Raw genomic sequence first — 3,394 nt, forward strand, 5'->3', positions numbered from 1 at the left:
GTACTCGCATGGTCACTATGGCGAAGAAGAAGCCAAGCACGAGCCCGCATCAGTCATTACCAACGCAGAGGGCATCACGGAGTGTCGTTGCAGTATTAAGCTTGTGTTTTTACCTCGCTCGCGCCGTGTTCGAGTCGGGCGGGCTCGATCGGCAGTCGACTGAGCGGGGTGCCGTGTCGCGAAGACGGCAGTTCCAGTTCTCGGAGTGCCTAACTCCCGGAACAGAAAAGGCCGTTGAGATGAGTGCCACTACTTGCCTGTGTGCTGTCGAACCGAGGGCCGCGCTGGCCCGCTTCCGTCGCGGCTACCACGACTGCCTGTACCGGCGGGCGGACGCGCTCTTCGAGCTGACCGACGCTGTGCTGTGCTCGCCCACTCCGGTGCGCTCGCTGGTGGAACTGGCCCTGGAGCCGGAGTTCCAGCGCGGTCACGGCGCCCTGTACGACGCGGTCAACGCCGGCTGGATGGAGTTCACCCGCCTGCGCCGTCTGCTGGCCACCACCCCCGTGCCCAAGAGCGCCGACGGGCGCATCGTGCTGGCCGTGGACGTCACCGCGTGGCTGCGCCCCGACGCGGACACCAGCCCCGAGCGCAGGTTCTGCCACGTCAGCGGCTACGGCACGGCAACCGGAGCGAACGTACCCGGCTGGCCCTTACTCCTTCCTGGCCGCGCTCGAGCCCGGCCGCTCCTCATGGACGGCGATCCTGGACGCCCAGCGGGTGGCCCCCGGCGACGATGTCACCGAACTGACCGCCCATCAGATCCGCGAGACCCTCGCCCGCCTGATCCGCACCGGTCACCGCCACGAGGGCGACCCCGACGTCCTCGTCGTCCTCGATGCCGGCTACGACGCCACCCGCCTGGCCTGGCTCCTGTCCGACCTGCCCATCGAACTCGTCGTGCGGGTCCGCTCCGACCGGGTCTACTACACCGACCCCGGCGAGCCCGTCTACCGCCGCCAGGGCGGACGGCCCTCCCGCCACGGCCAGCGCCTGCCCCTGTCCGCAGGTCAGGACACCTGGCCCCAACCCGACCACCGGACCGTGAACGACACCCGACGCTACGGCCGGGCCGAAACCCGCAGCTGGGACCGCATGCACCAACAGCTCCAACGCCACGGCCCCTGGGGCAAGGACGTGCATCCCGATGAGGAACTCCTCCTCGTGCACGGCACGTTGATCCGTCTCACGGTCGCCCACCTGCCCTCCGAGCGCACCCCGGCCCCGGTTTGGCTGTGGACCTCGCGCACCGGCGCCGACGCCACCCACATCGACCGCCTGTGGTCGGCCTACCTCCGCCGCTTCGACCTCGAGCACACCTTCCGGCTCTTCAAGCAGACCCTGGGCTGGACCGCCCCGCGCCTGCGCGACCCACACAGCGCCGACCTGTGGACCTGGCTCGTGATCGCCGCATACACCCAGCTACGGCTCGCCCGTCCCTTCGCCGAGGACCACCGCCGGCCCTGGGAACGCCCCAAGGCGACAAGGCAGTTGACCCCCGCCCGAGTCCGCCGCGGGTTTCGCCGCATCCGCCCACACCTGCCCAGCCCGACCGGAATGCGTAAACCCGCCACAGCAGGCCCCGGACGACCGCCAGGACGCCGCAACACCATCCGCGCTACCCGGCCCGCCGTAGGCGCAGGCCACCAGCACGGCACGAACCCGGAGAGCCGACCCGACTCGAACACGGCGCGAGCGAGGTAAAAACACAAGTTAAGGTCCCTAACGGAAAAACGAAAACTTCCGTTAGTCGGAGTGGGTGGGGACACCTGCCCTGGCATAGGACGGCGGCTGAGCCCACCGTTGGAGGAGACTGCGAAATGACGCTGCTTGCGCACATCAGCGACCTGCACTTGGACGGCAGCGAGAGGGCAACCCAACGCGCCATCCGCGTCATGGACTACTTGCGAGCCCTGCCCCACCCGGTTGACGCGCTCCTGGTCACCGGGGACATCGCCGATCACGGCGAGGAGGCCGAGTACGAGGAAGCAGCTCAGATCCTGACCGCCCCCTTCCCAGTGCTCACCTGCCCCGGGAACCACGACGCACGACCGGCCTACCGCAAGGCCCTGCTCGGAGAGGCACCCGAACACGGCCCGATCAATCAGGCCCACCACATCGCGGGCACCACCATCCTGATGTGCGACTCCACCATCCCTGGCCGCGACGAGGGACGCCTCGACGCCCAAACACTCGCTTGGATCGACACCACCCTCACTGCCCGGACACAGGACACCCCGGCACTGATCGCCTTCCACCAGCCGCCGGTCGAACTCCATCACCCCCTGCCCGACTCCTGCATGCTCGAACAGCCCCGAGACCTGGCCGACTTGATCGATGCGCACCCGCAGGTCGCCGCCGTCCTCACGGGCCACGCCCACACCGCGGCCGCCTCGACCTTCGCCGCGCGTCCGCTGATCGTCGGACCGGCCATCACCTGGACCCTGCGCATGCCATGGGAAGGCGATCAGGCCGCGGACCGAGACCAGCCGCCCGGCCTCGCGTTCCACATCCTGGACGACGACCGGCGCCTGACCACCCACTACCGCGTCGTCCTCTGATCCCTCGCGCAAATGCCCCGGAAGCATCGTGGTCCATCCCTACGCCGTCGCCGCGTTCCTGGTCGCGGTCCTGCCCCTGATCGCCCCCCCCGGAGCCAGCCTGGCCCTGCTGATTCAGCACGTCACCGACAGCGGCCGCCGGCAGGCTCTTCCCGTCATCCTCGGCACAGTCACCGGCCTGTACATCCACGCCACTCTCGCCATAGCCGGCCTGTCAGCCCTGGTCATGCACTCCAGCCTGGCCTTCACCGCCGTCAAGCTCATCGGTGCCGTCTACCTCATCGGCCTGGGAATATGGACATGGCGCTCCGCCACACCGAACGCGGCACCCACCCCCCCACCGACAACACCTACCGAAGCGCGCTGAGTCCGTCTACGCCCAAGCGTTGCTCGCCAACGTTCTCAACCCGAAGGCGGCAGCTATCTACTTGACTCTGGTCCCCCAGTTCATCGCACCCCACCAGTCCTTCGGCGGCCAAATCCTGACACTGGCCACCGCCCACGCGCTGCTGATCGCGCTCTGGCTCGCCGCCTGGACCTTCCTTGTCCGGCGCGCCTCACGCACCCTGCAGAAACCCCGCTTCAAGTGCACGGCTGCCACGACCACATCAGCGGTACTCATCGCCCTCGGCATTCGGAGCGCTGCAACCTAGCACCTCCGGCCTGTCGTCAAACAATTAAATGACGACAGGCCGGCGACGCGTCCAATGAACCCTTGCAATCCGGGGGTTCGCGGCGGCCGGGAGTGTCTAATCAACGGCGGATCTGTTGATCATGGAGACGCCAAGTGAGTGAGATGACGATCGAGCACGAGTCCGTGGCTGAGCCGGTCG

4 protein-coding genes and 1 pseudogene are annotated in these 3,394 nt (G+C 68.0%); all 5 read left to right on the top strand.

Translation table 11 applies throughout. The features are described 5' to 3' along the window. Positions 1 to 239: 239 nt before the first annotated feature. Positions 240 to 557: pseudogene (locus ABZX30_RS37890) on the top strand (transposase); the annotation flags it as partial. 148 nt (positions 558 to 705) lie between these two features. Then, entirely contained in the window at positions 706 to 1,704 is a 999-nt protein-coding gene (locus ABZX30_RS37895; protein WP_355942953.1) for a transposase, read from the top strand. 116 nt (positions 1,705 to 1,820) lie between these two features. Beyond that, entirely contained in the window at positions 1,821 to 2,561 is a 741-nt protein-coding gene (locus tag ABZX30_RS37900; RefSeq protein WP_355942945.1) for a metallophosphoesterase, read from the top strand. A 28-nt stretch (positions 2,562 to 2,589) separates the two neighbouring features. After that, the gene (locus tag ABZX30_RS37905) at positions 2,590 to 2,928 is read left to right on the top strand and encodes a LysE family transporter (protein WP_355942948.1); all 339 of its coding nucleotides are present in this window, start codon (positions 2,590 to 2,592) and stop codon (positions 2,926 to 2,928) included. Positions 2,929 to 2,947: 19 nt separating this feature from the next. Next, positions 2,948 to 3,214, top strand: a complete 267-nt coding sequence (locus ABZX30_RS37910; protein WP_355942950.1) for a LysE family transporter — start codon at positions 2,948 to 2,950, stop codon at positions 3,212 to 3,214. The last annotated feature ends 180 nt before the right edge of the window (positions 3,215 to 3,394 follow it).

Source organism: Streptomyces sp. NPDC004542, assembly GCF_040610035.1.
In the GTDB taxonomy this organism is placed as follows: Bacteria; Actinomycetota; Actinomycetes; order Streptomycetales; family Streptomycetaceae; genus Streptomyces.

Coding starts and splice junctions, on each gene's coding strand:
- ABZX30_RS37900 (WP_355942945.1), top strand. CDS start 1,821: ATGACGCTGCTTGCGCACATCAGCGACCTGCACTTGGACGGCAGCGAG.